This window comes from Geobacillus sp. ZGt-1, assembly GCF_001026865.1.
GTDB lineage: Bacteria > Bacillota > Bacilli > Bacillales > Anoxybacillaceae > Geobacillus > Geobacillus thermoleovorans.
Genome location: NZ_LDPD01000004.1, coordinates 28,348 through 52,919, shown reverse-complemented (window position 1 = coordinate 52,919; position 24,572 = coordinate 28,348). Strand labels below are relative to the sequence as shown.

The window sequence follows — 24,572 nt, the reverse complement described above, 5'->3', positions numbered from 1 at the left end:
TCGATATCTTCTTGATGTTGTACTGGAATTGTGATGCTGGCTCAGTCTTAGCACTCAGCTAGCACTACGGGTTATTTTTATTCAAATTTTTTCTCTTTCCATTTCCTTCCCCCAACCAGAAAACCGCCCGGCGGAACAACCCCGCCAGGCGGCACGACTAGAAGTATAAGAAATAAATGACAATGGCCAGCACGATCCGATACACGGCAAACGGCACGAGGCGGATGCGGTTGATGAGCTCAAGGAAAAAGCGAATCGCGAGCAAGGCGAAGACAAAGGCGCTCAAAAAACCGGCGATGAAAAACGGAATATCGGCGGTGGTGACGTATTGCCAGTTTTTCAACAGCGACAGCCCGCTCGCCCCAGCCATGATCGGAACAGCCATAATGAACGTGAAATCGGCGGCGGCGCGATGGCTCATGCCGACAAGCACCCCGCCAGAAATCGTCGAGCCGGAGCGGGAAAAGCCGGGCCACAAGGATAAACATTGCATCAAACCAACAAAAAACGCCTGCTTGTACGTAATTTGGTCGACCGTCTGCGTCCGCGCGGCTTTTTTGGCGAATTGGTCGGCGGCAATCATGAGCAACGCGCCGAGCACAAGGCCGATCAGCACCGTTTTGGTCGAAAACAAATGTTCATCGATGTAATCTTCAAACAAGACGCCGAGCACCCCAGCCGGCAGCAGGCCAATGATGACGTGAATGAGGTTAAGGCGCGGATGTCCGCCCGGATGGCGGCCGCGAACGCCAAGCAAGTCGAGAAATCGGTCTTTAAACACGACCACAGCGGCTAGAATCGAGCCGAGCTGGATGACGACTTTAAACGTATTCGCCGCGTACTTGCCTAAAAACTCTGTGGATTTCAGCCAAAGATCGTCGACCATAATCATATGGCCGGTCGAGGAAACCGGGGCAAACTCGGTCAGCCCTTCGACCATTCCTAAAATGATCGCCTTCCATAATTCCATCCAGTGCATGTCCTTCCATCCTTTCTGCGCGGGGTCGTCCTTTCTATACATATGGGCCGGGCGGGCGAAATAACACCCTGCTTCGGCCGTGCCTGCTCTATTGTACTACAAATCATTCGTTTCTACTACCCGCACGTTTTTGGATGGGTGTGATGCCGGGAAGAGCGTCAGTCATCAGTCAGCGGGCGGAAATAGGCCTGCCCCCAGCTCCCCGCGCCGCTCTAAGTAATGATACAAAGCGCCGAGCAAGTTCGCATCGTTTTTGAATTGGCACGTCTCCACCACCGGCTGGACTTTGGCAATTGGAACGAGCGACAATAACACCGAAAGCCGCTTGTTGATTTCGTCGACGAAATCGGGGCGGCTGCTAATGGCCCCGCCCAAAATGATTTTTTCCGGGTCGTATGCGTACTGCAAGTTAAAAATCCCTTGGGCCAATGAAAAATAAAACCGGTCAATGGCCTTTTGCGCGGCTTCATCGCCTCTCTCGGCCAACGCAAATACTTTTTCTCCGTCCAGCTCCCTCTCCGGCATCCCCTTTTCCTCAGCCGCCATCCGGATCAGCGCACTCGTCGCCGCCAGTTCACTCCATGTTTTGCATTCAAGGGTTCCGTTTGCATAACGGACATCCATCAACATATAGCCAAATTCCCCGCCGTGCAAATGCGCCCCTTTATGGATGCGTCCGTCTTTCACAATTGCTCCGCCGATGCCGGTGCCGACGATGACAAAGGCGATGTCGCGGCAGCCCCGGCCCGCTCCCTTCCATAATTCGCCGAGCGCCGCACAGTTCGCATCATTTTCCAGCTCCACCGGCAGGCCCGTCGCTCCGCCGAATACTTCTTTAAAGTTTGGGCCGTGAATGCACGGCAATGCGCTGCTTCCGCCGATGATGCCAAGATCGCTGTCAACGCTTCCTGCGGAACTGATCGCGATGCCGGAAAGTTCATAGTTCGCCTGCGCCTGGCGGACGGCGTTAAGCAAGTCATCGCGAAATTGATGAAAGTCATGCCGCTCCGAACGGTAACGCCCCTTTTCGAAAAAGTCGCCATGCTCGTTCATGACGGCATGTTTGACATATGTGCCGCCAATATCAAAAACGATATAGTAACGCACCGATGACGCCTCCTTCGTTTATGATCTTTCCTCTCTTCTAGCTCCATTAGGCTTAGCTGTTTCTCCGCTTTTATGTATTCGCCGTCGGTCCATCCGCTCCTCCCCGCCGCAATGAAAGAAGCCGCTCCACTTGGCGGGAGCGGCTCGTTTCTGTTATCGTTCATATCCCATCGACAACGCTTTTTGCGCGTTGCGGACGTCGTTGTGAAGGAGCTGGACAAGATCGTACGCTGGATAATAACTGCGTTCATACATATAGTTGAACGCTTTTTCGTGCGTGTCAATGGCTTTGAGCAGATGTTTGACAAACGTTTTGCGCAGCACCGGCGTCGCCGCCTCGGTAATGGCAGCAGCATAATTGCGCACTGCCGTTTTTGAAAAGCCAAGCAAGTCGCCAGCGTGCAAGGCGCGGTCGCCATCATCATGGTCGCGGCTTTCTTCCATCATAGGTGCCGCCGGAATGAAGGCAAGCAGCTCGCGCAAGTTCGTTTCCAATCCTTGAATCGTTTCCGTATAAAGCCCTTTCAACTCAGGACAGTCGATCTTGCCGACAGCCCTTTTCATTTTCATTAACGCGTTGGCCTGAAAAGCGATCAATTCATGCAGCTCCAACGTTTCATGCCAAGCCAAATGGCGATGACCGTACGTATCATTCATTTTGTTTCCTCCTTGTTTTATTTTTCCATTTATTGTATATGCCCACTAAGGAGAAACGGTCACCGTTGTACAAGACATCCGCATCAGCAAAAAAGCGCTTCGCGAAATGCGAAGCACCTTCCATATCATCATTACAGCCAATCTCCCCCATCAAATCCATCGCCGCCATCAAACCAATCATCCACGTCCAACCCGTCAGCGACATCATCGATCACATCGTCAAGCAACTCTTCCGCCACCATTCCCGCCAGCATCCCGGCCGCAAACCCACCAATGGCACCAGCCCACCCGTGTCCGCCATGATGCGAATGATGGACGGGTGGATAATGGCCTACTGGATGGCTATAGATTGGCGAATGCGGCGTTGCCAATGGATGCCCGCTCAGCTGGCCGAACGCCCCGGCCGCCCGCACCGCCTCTTCAATGGCTTCTCGAAGCAGACGGGCTGCCGTCGCCGAATCGCGAAGCTGTTCATGAGTGATCAACAGCTCCCGTTTCATTTCGCGTTCCCCGCCAAAGCCGTGGCGGACGTCGATCTCCATATACAAACGCACCCCTTCTCCCTCGACGAGGGCAAAAAACTCGACTTCTTGGACGATCCCTTGAAATTCGCTCGTCGGGAAGAACGCAAATTCCTGGCCATGCGGCGTAATGCTTCCGGATGTCGCTTTCTCCCGGAATCCCAGGGCGGCCAAAGCGGAAAACACTTGCTCCAAGGCCGTCGGCGGCAAAATGTGAATGGCGTCTTGGTCATATGCATCCGCCCCATCGGCAATATCGAGCCGGGTGACGAACGTATAACGGACCGTTGGGCGGCTGATCGGCAAATGGAGCGGCAGTGCGTACGAAAACGGGAGCACTTTCCGCTCACCGGGCTGAATCGTAAACGAGGAAGCGACCGGGATCACCGCTGCGGTTCGGCGATATGCCTTTCCTTCCGCGTGCACCTCCAATTGCAATACGACATCTAGGTTCCGAATGTGTTGGGCGACCGAACCACCTTCCAGCAAAAATTCCCCTTCCAACGTTTCACCAAGGCGCACATGAGGGCGATGCAGCACGAGATCCACTTTGGCAGCGCCAATGCCGAATTTCGATAAAAACTTTTTCCACATCGGACCTCTCTCCTTTTTCATCAACCTATTTTCACATTTGAATTACGAACGAGCCGCCAAAATGGTGTCACCGAAATAATTTGATCAACCCTAGGACAATCAACACAACCCCAGGCAGCATTGTCGCCTTTTTCATGATTCCCGTTTTCGACACCATGTACCCCAACGATAAGCCGACTCGGATGAACATGAGAGTAAATACGCCAACCAACAGGGAAAACGAAAGCGGCGGGAAATGCAAAAGCGACGAACTGATCCCGGCGCCAAATGAATCCATCGACAAAGCGATCCCGATCAACAACGCTTCTTTTTGGCTGATCGTGCCTGAACGATCAAGATCCCCAAGTTCAGGCCGTTTCAATACTTGAACAGCGCCGCTGAATCGGTTAGCCTCCCCTGTTCCATCACATTCCATAGAGGAATCGCTTCCGTCTCCCTTTGGCTTATAGACGTTATAAATCGCCCAACCGCCAAGCGCCATGAGAATGACCGAAGCAAGCCCTCTCTCAACTTGCAATGGCAAAACAAGCGCCAACAGACGGCCGATGTTCATAGACACAAACACCATCATTCCAGACATGCATGCAATAAGCGCCAACGAAAAGCAGGAAAAACGGACACCACCCATTCCATACGTAATGCCTACGCTCAAGCTGTCCATGCTCACGCTGAAAGCGAGCAAAATCATGGACACCCATAACCACATAGGAATCCCCCCTGCCGTACGATATGCAATTCCGTACGGAGAGGGGACTTTCTTGCCATTCGACACGCATCGATTTCCGGGGAAATGTTTCCCCTTTTCTCGACATTATTCCCGCAAATGATACGGCAATGTCGCAATGACAACATCTTTTTTCATGATCAAGAAAAAGCGCAAGATGATGGCTGTTTGGTTATGCAAAAATGTATGCCACCATTTTTTCACAATAAATTGTGGCAAGAGTACTGTCACCGGCGCGCGGTCTGCTTCTTTTTCCGCTTTCGTGATGTATTCTAACAATGGCGACAAAATGGTTCGGTACGGTGAATAGATGACTTTCAACGGAATGTCCGGATAAAACTTCTCCCACTTTTGCCGCAGCTTTTGTTCGTCTTTTTCGTCGAAAATAATCGACAGTGCCGTAATGTCGTCGGAAATGCTGCGAGCGTACTGAACGGATTGGGCGACAACTTTGCTGACGCCGGAAATGGGAATAATGACTTTTGGTTTCAACATTTTCTCGCGCTGTTGCCACTCCCGTTCGTCAAGCCGCAGCTGCTCGCCAAGTTTTTTGTAATGTTCATGAATTCGGCTGAACATCCAGACAAACAACGGAATCGCCACGATAACGATCCAGGCTCCTTGCGTAAATTTGGCGACCATCGTGACGAGCGTGACCATCCCGGTGACAGCCGCTCCCGTTCCAACGGTAAGCAGCACGCCGATCTTCCGTCCTTCTTCCCGTTTCCATAATTTTTTAATCAACCCGCTCTGACCGATGGTAAAGGAAAGAAATACGCCGACCGCGTAAAGCGGGATAAGTGAATGAGTCTCCGCATGAAAAACAATGATCAACAAGATCGCCAACACGCTCAATAAAATGATGCCATTGGAAAACACGAGGCGATCGCCTCGGGCCGCCAAGCTTCTCGGCAAAAAACCGTCCTTTGCCATAATCGATGTCAGCTGTGGAAACCCGGCAAAACTCGTATTGGCTGCGAGCACTAAAATGAGCATCGTCGCCAGCTAAAACAAGTAAAACAAAAGACCATTCCCAAACACATGGCGCCCAATTTGCGAAATGACCGTCTGATGCTCAGTCGGGGTAACACCAAACCCTGCCGCCAACACGGTGATGCCTAAAAACATCGTGCCAAGCAGCACGGACATCCACCCCATTGTAATCGCGGCATTTTTCGAGCTGTCCGGCCGGAACGCCGGCACGCCGTTGCTGATCGCTTCGACCCCGGTCATCGCCGAACATCCCGACGAAAAGGCGCGCAGCAAAATAAACAAGCTGTAACCGGACGCAAACATGTGAGCGGTTGACGCATGCTCATGCATCGTAAACCCATGCCATCCTTCATGCCACAACTGCCACCCTCCAACCACGATCATCACAAGAACGAAGCCAATGAACACATGCGTCGGATAGGCGAAAACCGTCGCGGATTCGGTAATGCCCCGCAAATTGAGCACCATCAAAAGCAAGACAAGAGCGACAGAGAGCTCCACTTTCCATGACAGCAACCCCGGAAACGCCGATGTCAACGCGGCGACGCCGGAGCTGATGCTGACAGCGACGGTCAAGATATAATCGATCATAAGCGCCGCCCCAGCCACCAAACTGATTTTCGTCCCCAAATGGTCGCGGGCGACAACATACGCCCCGCCTCCAGACGGAAACGCGTAAATAATTTGCCGATACGACAACGTCACTAACAAGAGCAATACTAAAATCGCCACCGCGATCGGCAGCGAATAGAAAAAGACGCTTGTCCCTAATAAAGCAAGCACAAGCAAAATTTCTTCCGTCGCGTAAGCCACCGATGACAGGGCATCGGAAGAAAAAACGGCCAATGCCTTCCACTTAGGCAATTTTTCATGTTTCAACTGTTTCGTTTCCATCGGTTTCCCAATCAACAAACGTTTTAAGGAAGCCATGCTTCCATTCCTCCCTAAAGCAGCATATAGAGTTGACTCATCGATTCAAAAGAAAAAACCGCTGAGGACGCACTCAACGGCTACAAATGTTCTAAGGCCATACTCGTCCCTCCCCAAAGCGCTTGCGAGGTTAGCTGTCGGGTTCGGGCTTGGAGAGATGCCCTTCCTGATCGGATTCACCCCAAGACAGCAGACGCTGCCAAATCGGGTCCCCCGCTCCATGCCGGATTCAGCGCATCGTATCAAGTTATTCTTGCTTCCATATCTTACCCCTTTGCTTGTCCCTCCGCCAACCTTGAAAAAGGAGGAAAACAGCGAGTTTCTGGGCTTTTGGGCTTATTTTTTCTTTATTATTTTCCCTTCGCTCACGCTCCCGACATTTTTCTGTTTTTCACTCATCCAATCATCATTTTCCCTTTCGGATAGCGGAACGGATCGGGCTGACGGCGCAGCGTGACCGCATAAGCGATCGTCAACGGGCCTACGCGGCCGGCAAACATCGTGAAAATAATGATCGCTTTTCCAAGCGGAGACAATTCAGGGGTTAATCCCATCGATAGTCCAACAGTCCCAAACGCCGATGTCGCTTCGAATAAAATCATGAAAAAGTCTTTTCCCTTTTCGGTAATCGTCAACACCATCGTCACAAGCATGACGACAAACAATCCGCTCATCGTCACGGTCAGCGACTTGTATACCGTATCGTAGACGATTCGTTTTCGGAACAAAATGACGTCTTCCTTCCCGCGGATTTGCGACCAAACCGCGCCGAGCAAGGTCGTAAATGTCGTTGTTTTGATTCCTCCGCCCGTCGAACCCGGGGAAGCGCCGACAAACATGAGAAAAACGATCAAAAACAGCGTCGGTTGCGTCAAATCCGGGATGTTAAGCGTATTCGAGCCCGCCGTTCTCGGAGTGACCGCTTGGTAAAACGCGGACAAAAACTTGCCTGAGAGCGACAGCGGCCCCATCGTCTTCGGATTGTTCCACTCCAGCAGCAATATCAGCGCCATGCTGGCAAACACCAGCCATGCGGTCGTGATGACCACCACCTTCGTATGAAGAGACAGCCGCCGTGTTTGCCGGTACTCATACACTTCATTCATGACAATAAATCCGATGCCGCCCAGTATAATTAAAATCGGCACGACAAGGCTCACGACCGGATCTTCCACATAGCCGGTCAAACTGCGAAACTCGCCCATCAAGTCAAAGCCGGCGTTGTTAAAGTTGGAAATCGCATGAAAGAACCCAAAGTACACGGCTTTCCAAAACGGCATATCGAACGAGAAACGAATCGCCAACAGCAATCCGCCGATGCCCTCAATGACGACGGTAAAAACGAGAATGCGTTTCACGAGCCGAACAATCCCTTCGATGCTCAGCTGATTGAGCGCCTCTTGCAGCAACAACCGCTCTTTCAAGGAAATCCGCTTGCCGAGCAAAAAGGCAAACAACGTAGCAAATGTCATAAATCCAAGCCCGCCCACTTGGATCAGCGCTAAAATGACCAGCTGGCCGAACAACGTGAACGTCGTCCCCGTATCAACCACAACAAGTCCGGTCACGCACGTAGCAGACGTCGCCGTAAACAAGGCGTCTAAAAACGGAAGTCCTTTTCCGTCAACGGTCGCCGTCGGCAGCATCAACAAGAAAGCTCCAACCAAAATAATCAAGGCAAAGCCGGACACTAATACTTTCGGCGGATCGAAAAATTTACGGTTCGCATTCAAAGCCCCATCCCTTCCCCCTCGCTCACATAATCGCCTCTTTATAGTTGTGGATGATGCATAGAAAAAATATACCAAAAACAAGCTTGTTCGGGTACTCTAAACCATTTTCATCATAACATTCTTTCTGCATAATAAAATGGATAAAGGGCATGGCCACCGACTTCAAGAATGTGGATGCATTGAAACCTTTTCCGTCTCCGTTCGTCTATATGAATGGCAAATGGCAGTCCGACTGGGACCACACAGGCATTGAAGCGCGGAAGGGGGCTTGCACCAGTCCCATAAAAACATTCCATTGACTTTTGGCAACAGACGTATTATGCTACTTGACATGGAGACGTTCCGATGTAAAATCATGTAAGAATAAAATGTTTGTTGCTGTGGGCAACGGCTGTTGATATAAACATAGAAGCATCGTTAAGAATACGAGGCAAAGGAGGAGAAGAGGACGTGAAGGCAATTTGGGAAAAATGGTTGAAAAAATGTCGTTCTCTCCCTAACCAATACATTGGCTTTTTTATTTTTGCCGTGCTCTTATTTTGGTTGAAGACGTACGCCGCCTATTTAGCGGAATTTAACCTTGGCATCAGCAACTCCATGCAGGAGTTTTTATTGTTCATCAACCCGATCAGCTCGGCGGTATTCTTCCTTGGGTTGGCGCTGTTGGCCAAGGAAACGCGTGTGTACAAATGGATCATTATTATTAATTTCATCTTATCGTTCATTCTATACGCCAATATCGTTTATTATCGTTTTTTCAGCGATTTTATTACATTCCCGACGTTGACGCAAACGAAAAACTTCGGCGATCTCGGCAGAAGCATTTGGGAGTTGCTCCGCTGGTATGACGTGTTCTATTTCTTGGATACGATCATTTTGGCGGTGATCGTTTTCTCGAAGCGATTCTCGCTCCCGGAAGTGCAGGCCGGCCGATTCAAAAAAGGCGCCATTTTCGCTTCGGCCATTCTTATGTTCAGCATCAACTTGGCGCTCGCTGAGACCGACCGCCCGCAGCTCTTGACAAGAACGTTCGACCGCAACTATATCGTCAAATATTTAGGCGTGTACAACTATTTGATTTACGATGCGTTCCAAAGCATGAAATCATCGACGCAGCGGGCGTTCGCAAACAAAAGCGACATCACGACCGTGCTGAACTATGTGCAGGCGACGTATGCCAAACCGAACCCGAAATATTTCGGCGTGGCGAAAGGGAAAAACGTCATTTACATTCATTTAGAGTCGCTGCAAAACTTTGTGATTAACTATAAGTTGAACGGTGAAGAAGTCACCCCGTTCTTAAACTCGCTCACCCGCGATCCGAACACATTCTATTTCGATAACTTCTTCCATCAAACGGGTCAAGGGAAAACATCGGACGCAGAGTTTATGCTCGAAAACTCGCTCTATGGCCTGCCGCAAGGGGCTGTCTTCACGACGAAAGGGCAAAATACGTACCATGCGGCTCCTGCCATTTTGCGCCAATACGGTTACACAAGCGCGGTTTTCCACGGCAACTACAAATCGTTCTGGAACCGCGATGAAATTTACAAATCGTTCGGGTTCGATCATTTCTTTGACGCCAGCTACTATGATATGAACGACGAGGACGTCTTGAACTACGGGTTGAAAGACAAACCGTTCTTCCGGGAGTCGATCCCGCTGTTGGAAACGTTGAAAGAGCCGTTCTATGTGAAATTTATTACACTGTCGAACCACTTCCCGTACCCGATCAGCGAGGAAGATGCCACAATCCCGCCGGCAACGACGGGAGACGACTCGGTCGACCGTTACTTCCAAACGGCCCGCTACTTGGATGAGGCCGTCAAAGAGTTCTTTGATTACTTGAAAAAATCCGGTCTGTACGACCGCTCGGTCATCATTTTGTACGGCGACCATTACGGCATTTCGGAAAATCATAACAAAGCCATGGCGCAAATTTTAGGAAAAGAAATTACGCCGTATGAACATGCGCAATTGCAGCGGGTGCCGCTGTTCATCCACGTGCCGGGCATAAAAGGCGGCGTCATTCACGAGTTTGGCGGCCAAATCGATTTGTTGCCGACTTTGCTGCATTTGCTTGGCATCGACACGAAAAATTACGTCCACTTCGGAACGGACTTGTTGTCGCCGGACCATCAAGAAATCATCCCGTTCCGCAACGGTGACTTCGTAACGCCAACCGTGACAGCGGTCAACGGCAAGTACTATGATACGAAAACGGGCGAGCCGCTTGAAGAAACGCCGGAGATTCAACGTCTCGAACAAATCATCCGCACGAAGCTCGACCTGTCGGATAAGGTTGTTTACGGCGATTTGCTCCGGTTCTATACACCGAAAGGCTTCAAGCCGGTCGATCCGTCAAAATATGATTACAATAACCGTGAAGAGGGAAGCGATCAATGATCGCCTCCCTCTTTTTTCTAGCGCTGCAGCAGTTGCTCAATGGCCCGCTTCGCATTCACGTAACCCGCCCCATATACGTTCGGGTCGCGCCCTTTCCACAAATCGGCGCCGTCTTTTAACGCCTGCTTGATTTCATCCGGCGTTGCATTTGGTTTGGCCTGAAGCATCAACGCGACAATGCCGGCGCAAATCGGCGTCGCCATCGATGTACCGGACATCGATATATAATGGTCACCGACCCGGCTTTGCTTATTCATCTTGTCAAGAAATGAACGCGGGGCGCGAAGCGATATAATGTTGACCCCGGGAACGACGAGATCCGGTTTTGTCACCCCATACTCGGTCGGCCCTCGGCTCGAAAACGACGCCACCTCATCGTCGGCGCGCGTTGCCGCCGTATCATGATCGTCAAGAGCACCGACGGTAATGATGCGGTCGCTAATGCCCGGGCTTGAAATCGTCCCATAATTCGGCCCTTCATTCCCTGCCGCCGCACAGACGACAATGCCCTGCTCCCACGCCCGCTCCGCGACTTGCACGAGCGGATCATCATTTTCTATCGGAAACGGCTGCGGCTCCCCTCCAAGCGATAAGGAAATAATATGGATTCGCTTGGCCGAGTTTTTCTTATTGTAATCAATGCACCACTCAATGCCGCGTATGATCGTCTCGAGCGTCCCGCTTCCCGAACGGTCGAGCACCTTGATACCAATGAGGCTTGCCTCATACGCCGGTCCGGCATACAGCCCGTCCGACATGCGCCCGTTTCCGGCCGCATCGCCGGCGCAATGCGTACCGTGGCCGTTGTCATCATACGGGGTTGTGCGCCCATTGACAAAATCGACAAAGGCAGCAATCCTCCCCTCCAAATCCGGGTGCGGGTAAATGCCTGTGTCGACAATGGCGATCGTCACTCCTTTTCCGCTTAACTCCGTTCCGTTGACAGCCACATGTTTGGCATTGGCCGATGGGACTGCATTGTTTAACAGCGCCTTGACCTGCCGATTGAGGTACACTTTTTTCACTTTCGGATGCTCGAGCAGCTGCTCAATCGCTGCCGGCGTCACCCGTGCGCTGTAGAAGGGAACATGGCGAAAATGGTGGCGTACTTTCATACGGAAATGATCGCGTTCCGCCTTGGCCACTGCCTCCATCCCTTCAGCATTTTCGACTTCAATCAAGACGGAAAGCGTCCGCCATTTCCTCAGCCATCGCTCCACCCAACGATGGAAAATGCACGGCATGCGCATCATGGGCTTATACATATTGACAAGCGCATGACGAAGCGGACGGTCAAGCCGCGCTGCATGGCGGCGAGCGAGCTGCACGATCGAATAGGTGAACACATTCTTCCCCTCCTTGCGTGTTTCGCTATACTCATATGAGGGAAAGATCGCGAAAGAAGCGGCGAGCTCACCAAGACAAACAAACAAAAAGCTCGCCCAGCGAAAACTAGGCAAGCCTTTCTTATTTACATTCCAATCCGCTCCAACACAATGTATTTTGCTTTTCCTAAATAACGCTCCACTTGGCGCAGCACATTTTCCTTCTCCGCAAATGCCCCGACTTGCGTCCCATCCACGATGACGCGCGTCAAATCACTCCCACTTGGCGCCTGTCCCCCTCCTTCGTCCGGCCTGCTTGGCGGAGGATCGTTCGGAGCATTCGGTTTCTTCCGCAGCCCAAGCGCCCGCTCCAACCCGTTCACATGCCCGCGGGCGACCATGCGCAAAAAACGGGTATCATTCAGTTTTCCTGCATCCTCTTCCCGGTCAATAAACCCGTTCTCCGTGAGCACGGCTGGCATCGCGGTCTCCCGCAGCACATGAAAATTCGCTTTCTTTTTCCCACGATCGCGAAATCCCGTAGCTTTGACGACTTCTTCATGAATGGCATCACGAATGCGGGCTGTTGCCGAATCGTCATCGAGCCGATTATAAATATAATCTTCATACCCCGTGCCGCCGCCAGCATTCACGTGAATCGCGACGTATACATCCGCCCCCCATTGATTGGCACGGTCCGTCCGCTCATCAAGTGACACCGTTTCATCTTTTGTTCGGCTTAGCTGCACGGAAACTCCTTCATACTCATTTTGCAACAGACGATTGATTTCGAGAGCGATAAACAACGTAATGTCTTTTTCCAACAACCCGTTGCCGACCGCGCCGGCATCGTTCCCACCGTGACCTGGATCGAGAAAAATTTTAACCATCTTTCTTCTCCTTTCACATCCTTCGTCGTTTCGGAATATGGCACTGTTAGCATAAGCGTGGCACTCCAAAATGCCATAGATACTTCCCCAAGGCCAACAAATAAGGCGCAGTCAAAAAAACGACTGCACCTGACATTCCCGCTGATCGACTTGTTCGATATGATGAAAGCCCCCCACACAGCCATACAAGAAAACATAGACCGCTAGGCATTATACAAACTGTCCACTCTGTTGGCTTCGACTGAACTTGTAAACAGCCAGAAGGAAAAAGGTCAGCGCAAAGGCGAGAAGAATCAACAGATGCCAATACAAACTTCCGAAAGAGCGCCCCTCCTGCAGCTTTACCAAACAATCGAGCGCCCACCGCTGCGGTATAAAATACGCCGCTTTTTGCAAAAATTTCGGCATCAGCTCGACCGGCCAAAAACAGCCGGCCAGCATACATGTCGGCACGGTAATCAATGGCTGCAGCGCCCCGGCGGAAGCAGAGCTGTTCGCAAACATCACGGTAATCAAAGACAAGCCGATCGCGGATAAAGAGAAAAGCAGGAGCACCAGGGCCATTTGCCACATCGGAATATTAGGATCAATATGAAAGATGTTCTTCATGGCCGCGATTGTCACGATGATTTGTGCCGCCATCATCAACAAATTCACCACGATATTCGATAACACATACGTTCTCGCCTGAATCGGCGTCGTCAATAAGCGGGAATAGGTGCGCTCTTCTTTTTCTTTGATGATGATCTCCGTCAAATTTCCCGCTGACATCAACATAATCATGACCAAATAACCGATCGTTTGATACGTGACCCCTTTTTGTTTGGCTGTGTCGGACAGCGAGTGAACGGACAGGCGGAACGGCGCTTGTTGATACCGTTCATACATCTTCCAAAAGAGATCGCGATCCCCATTGGCCAATCGCCCCAATGTCGCCAAATGATCGATGTATTCATGCAAGTACGACTTGATGAACATCGTGATTTCCGCTCCCTTGAGCGAGACAAGTTCGATCGGCCGGGGCTGGCCGTGCTGGACGCTTTCGGAAAACCCTTGGCGAAAAATCAGCACGCCATCCATCTTTTGCGAGGTGATTTGCTCATCGACCGCTGATAACTTCACGCTTTTCACGGAGAGATGATCAAGGCTTTTCAGAAAACGGATCGTATCATCGGTAATCCGTCCTTGATCCTCATTGACGATTCCAATGCGAACTTCCTTGACAGGGTTGCCCCCGGCCGCAAACAAAGACAAAAGGATCGCCGCCAACGGAGTTCCAAAATATAACAAAAAATTGATTTTCCGACGGAAATCGTCCAGTGAAACGTGTTGGAAAGGGCTGTTCCTAAGATGAACATCAGTACGATCGGAAACAGCAGCATAAAAAATAGCGTCCGGACATCACGAAAATCGCTTTTGATTTCCTTGGCTGCAATGCGAAAAATATTCAAAAGAAGCACCTCCCTCGCATGATGGCACTCCAAACAGCTAATCCCGCAAATTTCTCCCCGTCAGCGCCAGAAAGACCGTTTCCAAGTTCGGTGATTTGTCTTCAAGCGAACGGATTTCGACACCGTCATTGATCAGGCATTGCACAATTTCGTTTAAATTATTGACACTGATATCCGAACTGATTTTGATCATATTTTCTTCACATTGCACCGCCTTGACCCCGGGAATGTCTTGAAGATGCTGCTTGTTGAGCCGATCCATTCCCCTGATTTCCAGCCAAATATCTTTTGTATCGGTGATAATCGCTTCCAGCTGCTCCTTTGTCCCCTCTGCGATGATCTTTCCATGATCAATGATGGCGATCCGTGTGCAAATCTCCTCCACTTCCTCCATATAGTGGCTTGTATAAATGATCGTGCATCCCATCTCATTGAGCTTTTTCACCGATGTTCCATGCCTTCTTTGGAAATATGGATGGCGTTTTCCAACAGTTGTTTCGCCTTGTCGCGGTCCCCATCCATCAACCGTTTGGCCGCCTCCATCTGAATGAGCGCTCCAGCGAGCGAGTGGCCGATTTGGTCATGGATGCGCTGCGACAGACGGTTCCGTTCTTCCAACTGCAACGTATATTCCGACTGCTTGATGTATTGATGATATTCGCTGATCCTTCTTGTCAGCCGATGCAAATCGTTGTCAGCCGATGCAAATCGTTGCGCATTTGATCCAAACGATCTTCTTGTTGTTCCATCCGCTCGATGTGCCGCTTGACTGCCGTCACGCTGACAAAACTGAACAATGCCACAAAGCCGTATAATTTCCCCGCCGATGGATCAAGCCAAATCATCGGCGTCAACAACACCGCCCCGATCCCCCAAACTCGGTGGATATACACGGAGGCCAGCTCATACCCATTGAGAGGCAGCAACAACGCCCACAGCGGCTCCACAAAGGCGGCGGCTAGAACGAGAAGAACAACGGAACCAAACGCCGCTCCCCTTTTCCAACTCATATGGCGAACGATCAGGGCAAACAGCTGAAGACAAAAATAGATCAGAGAGACTAGAACAAAGCCCGCTCCCGTTCTCTGTTTCGATGAAATGTAATCGAATGCCGCATAGCCCCATACAATCAGCTTGTAAATGATCAGCAGCGATTCCATAACATCCCCTCAGCCGACTTTTCCCGTCAGATAATAAACGGCAATTTGCGTTCGATGTTGCAGTCCGGTTTTGTCCAAAATCGATGTGATGTAATTGGCCACCGTTCCCTCGGAGAGAAATAGCTGTTTGGCAATCTCTTTATTCGAAAGCCCCTTCGCAATGAGCGCCATAATGTCCAACTCTCGTTCCGTAAACAGGCTTTTATCGATTTTCGGGGCTGCTTCTGTTTCTTCTTTTAAGTTGGACTTAATTTTGTCCATCACAATCTCCTGCATCACCACTTGGCCGTGATAAACCGCTTTGATCGCTTCGCGGATTCGTTCCGGATCGGTATTTTTCAAAAAATATCCTTTTGCACCGTATTGAATGGCGTCTAGAATGTATTCATCATCATCAAACGTCGTCAAGATGAGCGGCTTTGTCTTCGTCTGCTCGCATAGAAGCTTTGTCGCTTCCACTCCATTCATGTTCGGCATGCGCACATCCAATAACGCGACATCAACTTCATGATGTCGACAATAGTCCACTGCCTCTTTCCCATCGCCTACAGTCGCGGCGACATCAAACTCGTCATACGTGCTTAAGATGATCCGCAGCCCTTCGCGGACAAAGGGATTGTCATCGGCGATGAGCACTTTTATGCGCGGAACATGGGACGAAGAGTGATGTTCCATCTTTACCCACCCCTTTTCATCATGACGCCTGTCCACTACCTCGCGTGCATGATTTTCATGATTTACTTTCATTGTAATGAATAAGGGGGATTTCTTCCATTGCCATTAAGGGAAATGAGCCAAAGCAAGAGGTTTCAGATACAGGCATCGGCATCGCGCCGGAGCATTTGCCTTTTTTGTTCGATCGATTTTACCGCACAGATGAAGCCAGAACGCGAAATCGCGGGGGAACCGGATTGGGTCTTGCCATTGCCAAAGAATTCGTATCGGCTCACGGCGGAACAATCGATGTCCATAGCACCCCTGGCCAAGGGACCACCTTTCGGGTCAAGCTTCCCCGCTGACGATAGAGAAGATGTTTATGGTAAAATGGAAAACAGAATTCCATAACTAGAAGGAGGAAGAGCCATGTCCCGCGCAAAAAAATGGGTGCAATATTTCCTTTCCCACCGCCATGTCACGATGGAACTGATCCACAAAATCGACGAAGCGCATTATGATTACAAACCGACGCCGACCTCGATGACAGCGAAGCAGCTGGCGACGCATATGCTGTTCAGCTTCTACAATTTCGCTAACACGGCAAAACACGGCGATCTATCGCTGTTCCGGCAAAAAATCGAGGAACCGGAGACGAATTTGGCCAAGCTGGCGGAAACGTATACGGAAAAGACGAGGCAGCTCATCGAATCGATGAGCGATGACGACTTCGACCGGACGCTTGATTTAACTGCCATCTTTGGCACGCAAATGTCCACAGTTCAGTTCCTGCAATTGGCAATGGACCATGAAATCCACCATAAAGGCCAGCTGTTCGTCTACGTCCGCGGCATGGGGCATACGGACTTGCCGCTGTTTGTGAAACGCGGTTAATCTTCCCCATTTTTGTTTCATCTAACTAAACGAGAAGCTTCTCCGTGAAAATAACAAAAAAAGCCGGCTAAGAAACCCCTAGCCGGCTTTTCCTTTTTGGTTGAGGCGATCTAGTCAATCGAGCAGCTTCCGTCTGCGCACATTCCGCCTTCACCCGCCAACGACCGCAACGGGGAAGCTTGTTGTTCTTCCTCCCATACTTTCTCTAGCGCCCGCCGGAACACGTCAACCGGCTGGGCCCCCGAAATCGCATACTTCCCATTCAGCACGAAAAACGGTACGCCGCGGACGCCCAACGCCGCTGCTTCTTCCTCATCGCGGCGCACCTCTTCCGTATAACGACCACTTGCCAACACCTCCTCGGCTTCCGCCCGGTCAAGCCCGGTTGCTTCGGCGATCGCAAGCAGCACATCGCGGTCGCTGATTCGCTTTGACTCCGTGAAATACGCATAAAACAGCCGTTCCACCATTTCATTCAGCTTCCCTTTTTCCTTGGCATAATGAGCCAAACGGTGGGCGTCAAACGTATTCGTCGGCTTCATCGTCTCAAAGCGGAATGTCAATCCGACCGCTTCCGCCTGCCTGCCGATATCGGCATTGGCCCGCTTCGCTTCCTCGATTGAAATGCCGTATTTGTTAGCAATGATTTCGTGAATCGTCAATGGCGTCTCTTTTTTCGCATTCGGATCCAATTCAAAGCTGCGAAATACAACCTCAACATCTTCTCGGTGCGGAAACTGTTCAAGCGCCTGTTCCAAGCGACGTTTGCCGATATAGCAAAACGGGCAGACAAAATCGGACCATACTTCAATTTTCACGGCCATATCCTCCTCTACTTTTGACGCGCTTCCCCTCCATTGTAGCCCATTGCCGGTCGAATGGCTAACGAAAGGCATGGGGACGGACCCGCCCGCATACATTGTACTACCATGCTGTTGGGACAAGGAGGACAAAAACCGATGCATTCTCACGAACTAGGCGCCTTTCTATTGCGGATTGTCACCGGATTCATCTTTTTCGCCCATGGGTGGGTGAAATGGCAACGGGGGCTTGAGGCGGCAGCGGATTCGTTTGTTGCTATGGGCCTTCCCGGCTGGCTCGCCTACATCGTGACGATCATAGAGCTTGCTGGGGGCTGGGCGATGATGCTTGGCCTTGGCACACGCCCGATCGCCGCGGCATTTGCCGTCATCATGGTCGGGGCCATCGCCACGGCGAAAGTCGACGCCGGCTTGCTCGGCAACGGCCGGGAAACGGGCTATGAATTCAATCTCGCCTTGCTCGCTATGTCCGTATATTTGTGGCTGAACGGCAGCCGGCTTTGGTCGTTAGACACGGTTATCGGGCGGCCGCGGGGCTAAGTAGGCACAAAAACGGGTGTCCCTCACAGCGGGACACCTTTTTCTTGCTTAATAAGGCTGAATAAGACTAGACAAATCTTGTCCTTGCTTGTCGGTACGCTGCTTCATCCTTTTTCCACTGTCAGCTTGACGACGCGCTCGCCGATGGCCCGAATCAACTCCGGCGGCATCGGGAAACTGACTGCAGCCGGGTCAGATGCCACCGCTGGAATCGTCGCCGCGAATTGTTCTTCCGTCATCGGATAGTCGGCAAAATCAGCCGGCAGCCCGATGTCATCGCGCAATTGGCGAATTCGCTCAATGGACTTTACCAACAGCGCTTCATTGCCTTGACCGTGATCATAAATGCCAAGCGCTTGAGCCAACAGCTTCGCTTTCGGCAAATACAATTCCGGAATCGCTTCCATCACGACTGGCAAAAAGACGGCGTTCGCCAAGCCATGTGGAATGCGAAACATCGCTCCGTACGCATGGGCGAAATTGTGCACCGGAATGGCGTTTAACGCAAAGCTGAACGCGGTGATGCCAAGCAAGCTCGCATGCAGCATCTCCAAGCGGGCGCGGATGTCCCCGCCGTCACGAACCGCCTCCGGCAAGTAGTCACGAATCAAACGGATCGCCTGCAAGGCGCATGCATCGGTGAGCGCGGTCGCCATCGGCGAGGCGAGCGCTTCAATGGCATGGGTGAGCGCGTCCATGCCGGTAAACGCCGTCACCTTCGGGGGAAGCCCTACCGTTAAATCCGGATCCAAAACGGCCACATCAGCGTTGATAAACGGATTGATGATGTTCGTTTTCAAGCGCAGCTCTTCATTATAAATGACTGCGATCGGCGATACTTCCGACCCCGTGCCGGCCGTCGTCGGGATGGCGATGTGCGGGATCGGCATGAATTGCGCTTGCGGGAACGACTCGTACCGCAGCCCGCCTGGAATCGCCTCTTTAATATCACGCAACCCTTTAAACAGGGCGTATTTCACCCCTTTGGCCGTATCCAGCACACTGCCGCCGCCGACCGCCAACAAGGCGTCAGCTCCGACAGCGCGCGCATAGCGCACCGCTTCATTGACGCATTCACTTTCCGCATCCTGGCGGATATCCAAAAAGATGCCGACAAGCTCTGGTCCGACTCCATGCGTCGTCAAGTCAAAGAGGCTCGCTACTTTTTCGACAACCCCAGCTTGCTCGAGCCCACGGTCAGAAAGCAATAGCACCCGTTTAGCGCCCAGCCCGCGAAACAAATCCGGCACGAGCGCTCGGGTGTTCGACCCGGTGTAAATTGCCGTGCGCAGCCAAAAGTTCGCTAACGTCGTCATGTTCCTTCATCCCCCTTTACTTTTTCATCATGGTGTGCAGGCGAGAAAACAGCACTTGATACCATTTCCGTTTCCCAAGCTCCGGCACCATTGATGTGTGCACATGCTTCAGCTGCGTGTAAGCATCAAGTGAATATTTGCCCATCTCGCGCCCGATGCCGCTTTGTTTGTAGCCGCCAAACGGCGCGTCATTGCGAAGCATATGCCAGTCATTGATCCAGACGACGCCAGCCTGCAGGCGCCCGGCGATGGCGTACGCCTTGTTGACGTCTCGCGTCCAGACGCCGGCCGCAAGCCCGTAGATCGTGTCGTTGGCCATCGCCACCGCTTCTTCCACGTCATGATAGCGGATGATCGACAACACTGGACCGAAAATCTCTTCTTGAGCGATTTTCATGTCATTCGTGACATTCGAAAAAATCGTCGGCGCGACAAAATGGCCGCCTTCACAGCCGGGCACTTCGACTTCATGACCTCCGCATACAATGGTCGCACCTTCTTGCTTGCCGGCTTCAATATAGGAGAGCACTGTCTCTTTTTGCCGCTTGGAGATAACCGGCCCGACGTCGGTCGCCGGATCGAGCGGATGGCCGATTTGCAGCGTCTTCGTCAGGGCGACAAGCCGCTCGACCACTTCATCATGGAGCCGTTCAGGCACAAACAGCCTTGTTCCCGATTCGCACAACTGACCAGAGTGCAAAAAGACGCCAAACAAACTGCCGGGAACGGCAAGGTCCAAATCCGCATCTTCGAGCAAAATGTTCGGCGACTTGCCGCCAAGCTCAAGCGTAACGTTTTTCACCGTTTCCGCCGCCAACGCCATAATGCGGCGGCCGACTTCCGTCGAACCGGTGAACGCCACCTTGTCAACTTGCGGATGGCGGACAAGCGCCTCCCCGACATCGGCGCCGGGACCAGCCACCACGTTGATGACCCCCGGCGGCACGAAGGACGAAATGATTTCCGCCAGCTTCAGTGTCGACAGCGGTGTGTAGCTCGCCGGTTTCACGACGATCGTATTGCCCGCTGCCAGCGCCGGGGCGATTTTCCACGACGCGATCATGAGCGGCAAGTTCCATGGTGTGATCGCCGCGCAAACCCCGATCGGCTCGCGCCAAACAAAGTTATGCGCCGGTCCGGGAAACGGCGGAATCGGCAGTGTTTCCGAAAACGGGTACTCTTGGACGATGTTTGCCATCGTTTGGAATAGATCGACCGTCTGCAAAATATCGATCGAGCTGATGCGCCGGATCGTCCCTCCGCTTGAGATTGCTTCCAAATAGGCGAGCTCTTGAGCGTTGGCGGCAATGGCTTGGGCGATCGCATTCAGCACGCGCGCCCGTTCTTTCGGTTTCATCGCCTTCCAATCGGTCTCGTCAAACGCCTTGCGCGCCGCCTTCACCGCCCGGTCAACATCATCCGCTGTCGCCTTCGCGACAGTCGCCACCACCTCTCCGGTCGCCGGATTGTATACGTGAAACGTTTCCCCGCTCGTTGCCGGCTGCCATTGGCCGTCAATGAAGAGTGGAAAATGATGCACTTGCACATGAGTGGTCATGACGATTTCTCCCTTCCTTGTTTTCGACTCTCAACCTCTAGCCAACGTTTTCGCTTTCCTCAAGACCGAACAGCTCGTCAAACGGTTTCTCCTGCGCTTTTTTCAACACTTCCATCCTCGCTGCCAGTTGGCGAGCGGTGAAATTCATGATATCGGCATGGTGGTCGGGTCCGAAAATCGAATCGTGGGCCGCTGCTTCCAACCGCTTTGCCTTTTGGTAAAGCCGAAACGGGAACGAATCCTCCTGCAGCCCGCGGCTGCCTGTTGTGACCAACGGCTCGGCACGACGCACGCTCACCACTCCTTTTCCATTTTTCTTGAAATGTCGGCTGGTGTTGTACTTCTGGATAGATGAACGCGGGGACAACCAATCAATGTAAAGGCTTACAAATAGGCTGTTGCGACAATAGGCGGGTTGCTGGCAAAAAGGCAGGTTGTAAAAATGACCAAAATGTTATGAATAGTCAATCATTTTCCCTCATTCTAGCAACCTTCCCTTTCTTTCGTCAACAAAAAGCGAATGACATTTTCCGACAATAACGCTAAAAAAACAGAGGGGGTCACAACAGCATCGAGACCTCCTCTGCCACGGCCGTATATCCGCATCGAGCTGATTTGTTATTCAATCTCTCGCACTCCTCTTGAAAGCCAGCACCTCGTTAGGACAGCACCTACTCCGGTCATGCCCGCACTTTTCCGTATTCTTTCCGCAGTTCGCTCGCAATGATGTTGCGCTGGATTTCCGAGGTACCTTCGTAAATTTTCGTAATGCGGGCATCGCGGAAGTAACGTTCGATCGGGTAGTCTTTCATGTAGCCGAGGCCGCCGTGGATTTGCACGGCCATGTCAGCGATTTTGTTGTACACTTCCGAACCGAACAGCTTGGCGATGGCCGCTTCTTTGACGACGCGCATCTTTTGGTCGACCATCCAGGCGACGCGGTAGACGGTCGAACGCAGCACTTCGATCAACATGCTCATTTCCGCCAGCATATGCTGGATCGCTTGCTGCTCGATAATCGGCTTGCCGAACTGTTCACGCTGTTCGGCGTATTCCATGCAGTATTCCAAGAGGCGGATGCACGAGCCGAGGTTGCGCGCGGCAAGACCAGCACGGCCGTTCGCTAAAATCTTCAAGGCGTTGACATACCCTTCGCCTTCTCTCCCGAGCACGTTTTCGGCCGGCACTTCCAAGTTGTCAAAAAACAGCTCAGCCGAATGCGATCCGCGCAGCCCCATTTTCCGCTCGACTTTTCCGACGATAAAGCCGGGAAAATCTTTTTCTACGATAAAGGACGTGATGCCTTTCGGGCCTTTCGACGGATCGGTGACTGCCATGACGGTAAACACATGGGCGTCGACAGCGTTCGTAATATAATGTTTCGAGCCGTTAATGATGTAGCGGTCGCCTTTGCGGACGGCGGTCGTTTTGATCGCAGCGGCGTTTGATCCGGCGCTGGGCTCAGTGAGAGCAAAAGCGCCGATCCATTCGCCCGTCGCCATCTTTGGCAAATAGCGCTGCTTTTGTTCTTCCGTGCCGAGCTCAACGATGCCGACGGTGCCGATGCCGGTATGGGCGCCGATTAACGTCGTATAGCCGTTATGCGTTTTGCCGAGCTCTTCGTAAATGGCGCATTTGCCGACCATTGACAAACCGAGGCCTCCGTACTCTTCCGGAATGCTTAATCCAAACAGCCCCATTTCTTTCGACTTTTCAATGATATCTTGCGGAATCTGGTCATTTTCCTCAATATCCATCGCCACCGGTTCGACAACTTCTCTCACAAACTTGCGGACGTTTTCTTTTAAAAATTCAATCTCGGCTGGCAGCGTGAAATCCATCTTCTTCCCCTCCCCATGATTGAATTCCATATTTTTGCGCCTTGCGCACGAGTGTCGACGCATCGACACCAAGCAGTTTCGCAGCCCGCCGATACGTCTTCGCCTTGTGAAGCGCCTTGATGATCAGCTGGCGCTCGACCTCAGCCGTTGCCTGTTTGAGCGGGATGATCTCTCCGACCGCCACCGGGCTCGCAGCTGGCTCCGGTTCAAGGTGGAGCCATTTCGCCACTTGGTGTTCGTCAATGACTGGGGAAACGGCGGTCACAAACATACGTTCTACAGCATTAACGAGCTCTCGAACGTTGCCGGGCCAGTGATAGTCCATCATCGCCGCCAGCGCTCCGTCGGTAAAGACAAGCGGTTTTTGATACTTTTCCGCAAACCGCTTTCGGTAATGGTCAACCAAGAGCGGAATATCTTCTTTCCGGTCGCGCAGCGGCGGAATGGCAATCGGCATCACGTTCAGCCGGTAAAACAAATCAGCGCGAAACTGCCCAGCGGCAACAAGCTCCTCAAGCGGCTTGTTCGTCGCGGCGATGACACGCACATCGATCCGCTTCGGCGCCTCCGCCCCCAACCTCATGATTTCCATCGACTGCAACACGCGAAGGAGCTTCACTTGCAGGTGAAGCGGAATTTCACTGATTTCATCGAGAAAAATCGTCCCGCCATCCGCCTGCTCGAAATAGCCTTTTTTCCCTTTCTTCGCCGCTCCGGTGAACGCCCCCGGCTCGTAGCCGAACAGTTCAGACTCCATCAACGTCTCGGGGATCGCCCCGCAATTCACTTTCACAAACGGTCGGGCGCGGCGGGCGCTTTGTTTCCAAATGTAGTTCGCCAATTCCTCTTTCCCGGTGCCCGACTCTCCGGTCAACAACAACGTCACATCGACAGCCGCCGCTTGGCGGGCGATATTGACAACATGCGCCATCGCTGGAGCGCGATAAATGAGATGATCTTCTTCCTGACGGCCCAACATATGAAGGAGCCGTTTCGTCTCCTCCAGTTCCGAGCGCAGCTGTTCCATCTCGGTCATATCTTTGACGTAGAGAACAACCCGCTCTGCCCGCCCATCTTCCTCGATGATCGGCACCGCGGAAACGATCCAAATATTTCCTGTTTCCATCCCCTGATGAAGCATCGAACAGGGCTGACGTCCATCAAGCGCCTGTCGAACGACCCGGTCAAGCGGGGCGGTCACCCGCTCTTGCTCCGTTCCTAGAAACAGCGCATCCCATTTTTTGTTTCGCCGCGTGATCATTCCACTGCGGTCCGTGATAGCGATGCCGTCGCTGGATGCCTCCATCACCGTTTGCAATTCATTGACGATGCGCTTGACGGTCTCAAGTTCGTTGGAGATAAATTCAATCTCGGAAATGTCTTGAAACACCCCGACCGCCCCAACGACCTTCCCCTCGTCGATAATTGGCGAGCGGTTTGTAATATAGACGCGCTTGCCGACGCGGTATTTTTCCGTA

The 24,572-nt window shown here is 52.0% G+C and carries 22 protein-coding genes, 4 pseudogenes and 1 riboswitch; of the genes and pseudogenes, 4 read left to right on the top strand and 22 right to left on the bottom strand.

The annotated features are described in order from the left end of the window. Positions 1-157 precede the first annotated feature (157 nt). The 8 genes and pseudogenes from VU18_RS00965 to VU18_RS00935 form a co-directional block, all read right to left on the bottom strand. A complete protein-coding gene (locus VU18_RS00965; protein ID WP_015373784.1) occupies positions 158-979 on the bottom strand; it encodes an undecaprenyl-diphosphate phosphatase in 822 nt (273 codons plus the stop codon). Between the two features lie 165 nt (positions 980-1,144). Then, positions 1,145-2,086, bottom strand: coding sequence for an ROK family protein (locus tag VU18_RS00960; protein WP_047757497.1), 942 nt, complete (start codon positions 2,084-2,086; stop codon positions 1,145-1,147). Positions 2,087-2,239: 153 nt separating this feature from the next. Then, entirely contained in the window at positions 2,240-2,743 is a 504-nt protein-coding gene (locus VU18_RS00955; protein WP_047757496.1) for a spore coat protein, read from the bottom strand. Then, a complete protein-coding gene (locus tag VU18_RS18230; RefSeq protein WP_156100176.1) occupies positions 2,736-2,912 on the bottom strand; it encodes a hypothetical protein in 177 nt (58 codons plus the stop codon). The genes VU18_RS00955 and VU18_RS18230 overlap by 8 nt, the downstream gene beginning before the upstream one ends. Beyond that, positions 2,875-3,858, bottom strand: a complete 984-nt coding sequence (locus VU18_RS00950; protein WP_011229725.1) for a sporulation protein — start codon at positions 3,856-3,858, stop codon at positions 2,875-2,877. Before VU18_RS00950 ends, VU18_RS18230 begins: the two co-directional genes overlap by 38 nt. 67 nt (positions 3,859-3,925) lie before the next feature. Next, positions 3,926-4,564, bottom strand: coding sequence for a sporulation membrane protein YtaF (ytaF, locus tag VU18_RS00945; protein WP_011229724.1), 639 nt, complete (start codon positions 4,562-4,564; stop codon positions 3,926-3,928). A 105-nt stretch (positions 4,565-4,669) separates the two neighbouring features. Next, positions 4,670-6,505 (bottom strand): annotated as a pseudogene (locus VU18_RS00940) (APC family permease). A gap of 104 nt (positions 6,506-6,609) precedes the next feature. Next, positions 6,610-6,750, bottom strand: a riboswitch (cyclic di-AMP (ydaO/yuaA leader). Between the two features lie 150 nt (positions 6,751-6,900). Then, complete coding sequence (locus VU18_RS00935; protein ID WP_013522785.1) at positions 6,901-8,238, bottom strand: TrkH family potassium uptake protein; 1,338 nt, start codon at positions 8,236-8,238, stop codon at positions 6,901-6,903. 450 nt (positions 8,239-8,688) lie between these two features. Here VU18_RS00935 and VU18_RS00930 point away from each other — a divergent pair, with 450 nt between their 5' ends. Then, positions 8,689-10,644, top strand: coding sequence for an LTA synthase family protein (locus VU18_RS00930; protein WP_047757495.1), 1,956 nt, complete (start codon positions 8,689-8,691; stop codon positions 10,642-10,644). 17 nt (positions 10,645-10,661) lie between these two features. Here the strand turns inward: VU18_RS00930 and VU18_RS00925 are convergent, their stop codons facing one another. The 8 genes and pseudogenes from VU18_RS00925 to VU18_RS00900 form a co-directional block, all read right to left on the bottom strand. Beyond that, positions 10,662-11,990 carry a S8 family serine peptidase gene (locus VU18_RS00925; protein ID WP_047757494.1) on the bottom strand — a complete coding sequence of 443 codons (1,329 nt, stop codon included), beginning with the start codon at positions 11,988-11,990 and terminating at the stop codon, positions 10,662-10,664. 125 nt (positions 11,991-12,115) lie between these two features. Continuing rightward, entirely contained in the window at positions 12,116-12,859 is a 744-nt protein-coding gene (locus tag VU18_RS00920) for an N-acetylmuramoyl-L-alanine amidase (RefSeq protein WP_033024524.1), read from the bottom strand. A gap of 210 nt (positions 12,860-13,069) precedes the next feature. Then, entirely contained in the window at positions 13,070-14,158 is a 1,089-nt protein-coding gene (locus VU18_RS00915; protein ID WP_278248260.1) for an ABC transporter permease, read from the bottom strand. A 20-nt stretch (positions 14,159-14,178) separates the two neighbouring features. Next, positions 14,179-14,310 (bottom strand): annotated as a pseudogene (locus tag VU18_RS17775) (ABC transporter permease); the annotation flags it as partial. A gap of 37 nt (positions 14,311-14,347) precedes the next feature. After that, a pseudogene (locus VU18_RS00910) lies at positions 14,348-14,758 on the bottom strand (export ABC transporter ATP-binding protein); the annotation flags it as partial. Then, positions 14,752-14,928 carry a histidine kinase gene (locus VU18_RS18625; protein ID WP_236687231.1) on the bottom strand — a complete coding sequence of 59 codons (177 nt, stop codon included), beginning with the start codon at positions 14,926-14,928 and terminating at the stop codon, positions 14,752-14,754. The gene VU18_RS18625 and the pseudogene VU18_RS00910, both read right to left, overlap by 7 nt. Before the next feature lie 56 nt (positions 14,929-14,984). Beyond that, positions 14,985-15,470, bottom strand: a complete 486-nt coding sequence (locus VU18_RS00905) for a hypothetical protein (protein ID WP_236687228.1) — start codon at positions 15,468-15,470, stop codon at positions 14,985-14,987. Between the two features lie 9 nt (positions 15,471-15,479). Next, entirely contained in the window at positions 15,480-16,145 is a 666-nt protein-coding gene (locus VU18_RS00900) for a response regulator transcription factor (RefSeq protein WP_021322039.1), read from the bottom strand. Positions 16,146-16,276: 131 nt separating this feature from the next. Between VU18_RS00900 and VU18_RS00895 the strand changes: the two are divergent. Further along, positions 16,277-16,489 (top strand): annotated as a pseudogene (locus VU18_RS00895) (sensor histidine kinase); the annotation flags it as partial. Positions 16,490-16,553: 64 nt separating this feature from the next. Then, entirely contained in the window at positions 16,554-17,018 is a 465-nt protein-coding gene (locus VU18_RS00890) for a DinB family protein (RefSeq protein ID WP_020278921.1), read from the top strand. Positions 17,019-17,128: 110 nt separating this feature from the next. Here the strand turns inward: VU18_RS00890 and VU18_RS00885 are convergent, their stop codons facing one another. Further along, positions 17,129-17,836: a DsbA family oxidoreductase gene (locus VU18_RS00885; RefSeq protein WP_031206260.1), complete on the bottom strand. Its 708-nt coding sequence runs from the start codon at positions 17,834-17,836 to the stop codon at positions 17,129-17,131. Between the two features lie 141 nt (positions 17,837-17,977). Here VU18_RS00885 and VU18_RS00880 point away from each other — a divergent pair, with 141 nt between their 5' ends. Beyond that, a complete protein-coding gene (locus tag VU18_RS00880) occupies positions 17,978-18,379 on the top strand; it encodes a DoxX family protein (protein ID WP_011229711.1) in 402 nt (133 codons plus the stop codon). A 104-nt stretch (positions 18,380-18,483) separates the two neighbouring features. On the opposite strand, the gene VU18_RS00875 is transcribed toward VU18_RS00880, so the two are convergent. From VU18_RS00875 to VU18_RS00855, 5 genes are all read right to left on the bottom strand, one after another. Further along, positions 18,484-19,695, bottom strand: coding sequence for an iron-containing alcohol dehydrogenase (locus VU18_RS00875; RefSeq protein ID WP_021322041.1), 1,212 nt, complete (start codon positions 19,693-19,695; stop codon positions 18,484-18,486). Positions 19,696-19,711: 16 nt separating this feature from the next. Next, a complete protein-coding gene (locus VU18_RS00870) occupies positions 19,712-21,253 on the bottom strand; it encodes an aldehyde dehydrogenase (RefSeq protein ID WP_021322042.1) in 1,542 nt (513 codons plus the stop codon). 37 nt (positions 21,254-21,290) lie between these two features. Beyond that, positions 21,291-21,545, bottom strand: a complete 255-nt coding sequence (locus VU18_RS00865; RefSeq protein ID WP_021322043.1) for a hypothetical protein — start codon at positions 21,543-21,545, stop codon at positions 21,291-21,293. A gap of 388 nt (positions 21,546-21,933) precedes the next feature. Continuing rightward, a complete protein-coding gene (locus VU18_RS00860; RefSeq protein ID WP_011229707.1) occupies positions 21,934-23,094 on the bottom strand; it encodes an acyl-CoA dehydrogenase family protein in 1,161 nt (386 codons plus the stop codon). After that, positions 23,066-24,572 (bottom strand): sigma-54-dependent Fis family transcriptional regulator (locus tag VU18_RS00855; RefSeq protein ID WP_047757493.1); only part of this gene is annotated, 1,507 nt, incomplete at its 5' end. The genes VU18_RS00860 and VU18_RS00855, both read right to left, overlap by 29 nt.

What these genes read in the sequence shown, in the direction of transcription:
- VU18_RS00965 (WP_015373784.1), bottom strand. Translation starts at nt 979, where the DNA reads ATGCACTGGATGGAATTATGGAAGGCGATCATTTTAGGAATGGTCGAA.
- VU18_RS00955 (WP_047757496.1), bottom strand. Translation starts at nt 2,743, where the DNA reads ATGAATGATACGTACGGTCATCGCCATTTGGCTTGGCATGAAACGTTG.
- VU18_RS18230 (WP_156100176.1), bottom strand. Translation starts at nt 2,912, where the DNA reads ATGGCGGCGATGGATTTGATGGGGGAGATTGGCTGTAATGATGATATG.
- VU18_RS00950 (WP_011229725.1), bottom strand. Translation starts at nt 3,858, where the DNA reads ATGTGGAAAAAGTTTTTATCGAAATTCGGCATTGGCGCTGCCAAAGTG.
- ytaF (WP_011229724.1), bottom strand. Translation starts at nt 4,564, where the DNA reads ATGTGGTTATGGGTGTCCATGATTTTGCTCGCTTTCAGCGTGAGCATG.
- VU18_RS00920 (WP_033024524.1), bottom strand. Translation starts at nt 12,859, where the DNA reads ATGGTTAAAATTTTTCTCGATCCAGGTCACGGTGGGAACGATGCCGGC.
- VU18_RS00905 (WP_236687228.1), bottom strand. Translation starts at nt 15,470, where the DNA reads ATGGAATCGCTGCTGATCATTTACAAGCTGATTGTATGGGGCTATGCG.
- VU18_RS00900 (WP_021322039.1), bottom strand. Translation starts at nt 16,145, where the DNA reads ATGGAACATCACTCTTCGTCCCATGTTCCGCGCATAAAAGTGCTCATC.
- VU18_RS00890 (WP_020278921.1), top strand. Translation starts at nt 16,554, where the DNA reads ATGTCCCGCGCAAAAAAATGGGTGCAATATTTCCTTTCCCACCGCCAT.
- VU18_RS00880 (WP_011229711.1), top strand. Translation starts at nt 17,978, where the DNA reads ATGCATTCTCACGAACTAGGCGCCTTTCTATTGCGGATTGTCACCGGA.
- VU18_RS00875 (WP_021322041.1), bottom strand. Translation starts at nt 19,695, where the DNA reads ATGACGACGTTAGCGAACTTTTGGCTGCGCACGGCAATTTACACCGGG.
- VU18_RS00870 (WP_021322042.1), bottom strand. Translation starts at nt 21,253, where the DNA reads ATGACCACTCATGTGCAAGTGCATCATTTTCCACTCTTCATTGACGGC.
- VU18_RS00860 (WP_011229707.1), bottom strand. Translation starts at nt 23,094, where the DNA reads ATGGATTTCACGCTGCCAGCCGAGATTGAATTTTTAAAAGAAAACGTC.